The following is a 1,387-nucleotide window of genomic DNA, read 5'->3' as shown; positions in this document are numbered from 1 at the left end:
CGGCGCGGTGAGGCGACGGTGGCGGTGGGCAGGCCGAGTTCAAGGCGCTGCCGGTCCTCGGCCCTCTTGTTCATCCGCCAGCACATCCAGTCGTACACCGACATGCCGGTACGGACCATCGGCCCGGGCAACGCGGGAATCAGTTCGCCGTTGGGCCGCATCGGGATGTAATGCAGCGTGGCCATCGGAATGCGGTAGTAGTCCGCGACGTTGATCGCGAGGTCCTGGTAGAGCTGTCCCGTGAAGATCAAATCGGCGCCCGCCCCGACCGACATGAGTGACCCACTCATCTGCTGCCAGTTTCGCAGCACCGGCTCCCACGCGTCGCGCATCAACTTGATGGGGCCCCGGACGAAATTCTTCCAGAAGTCGCGGATGAACTCGTCGCTCCAGAAGTCGTGCATATCGGGTCCGTAGCCGATGGCCGCAAGGCCCGCTTCCTGCGCGAGCTCAACAAGATTGGGCGGGACGGCCATCCGGACTTCATGCCCTCTGCGCGTCAGTTCCCGCCCGATAGCGAGGCACGGCTCGATGTCACCGCGCGTCCCATAGCTTGCCACAGCAAATTTCATCGCGTTGTAACCTTAATCACTTTTCCGCTGCACAGGCAACTCCTGGAGGTAGGGTCTTTCGGCCCTAATTTCAGTCTCTCCCTTCCCGATTGGGATTGACTGTTTTCGTTGCACGACATGGGGAGTGAGGTTCCGCGAGCGGACGAACCGGCAATTCTCGCCGGGCGCCGTCGGGTATGACGAAGCCAATATCATCGGCCCTATCCCCCCGACCATTGGACTGTAACGACCTTTGACGGCTTGACGCGGCCCCCAGGCAACGTCGACTGATCAGATATCAGTGTGCCAGAAAGTGTGGTCGCGTGTCTCCAGAAGCGCAAACTCGTGCGGCGCCGGCGCCGGGGCCACGAGGCCGACCGCGCGGCACGCGTTCGGGTTGTCGAATTTGCCGATCAGCTGCGACTCCGTGAGCTGGCAAACTTCTCCACCACGTCGGCGGCCTTGACGACGCTTTCGGCGGGTTTGGTCATGTGCCGGGCGATCTCTCGCGCGCGCACGCCGTAATCCGGGTCGAGTATCCGGCGCAGATCCGTCAACAGCGTTTCCCGGGTGGTGGCCGAAAACCGGCGCGTGGCACCGACTTTCAGCCGCTTGAGCTGGGCCCCCCAGATGGTTTGATTGGCGTCCATCGAGAGGATCAGCGTCGGGACCCCGGCCCGCAGGCTAGCCGCCGTGGTGCCGGAGCCGCCATGGTGTACGACCGCGCGGCAGGCGGGAAAGACCGCGGCATAATTCACCGCGCCCACCACCTTGACGTGCTCGGGAAGTCGCACCTCGCTGAAATCGCTCCAGCCCGCGCAAATCAGCGCGCGTTC

At 63.7% G+C, this 1,387-nt stretch carries 2 protein-coding genes; both read right to left on the bottom strand.

Annotation, left to right across the window (positions count from 1 at the left end):
* Positions 1-572: glycosyltransferase (locus tag A5692_RS07215; protein ID WP_197514383.1), on the bottom strand; the 572-nt coding region annotated here is incomplete at its 3' end.
* 392 nt (positions 573-964) lie between these two features.
* The coding region (locus tag A5692_RS07210; protein WP_369830273.1) for a glycosyltransferase at positions 965-1,387 on the bottom strand (423 nt) is incomplete at its 5' end.

Source organism: Mycobacterium sp. E342 (assembly GCF_001667665.1).
GTDB lineage: Bacteria > Actinomycetota > Actinomycetes > Mycobacteriales > Mycobacteriaceae > Mycobacterium.
Note: the sequence above shows the minus strand (reverse complement) of the source record. Positions and strands in the feature narration are given on the sequence as shown.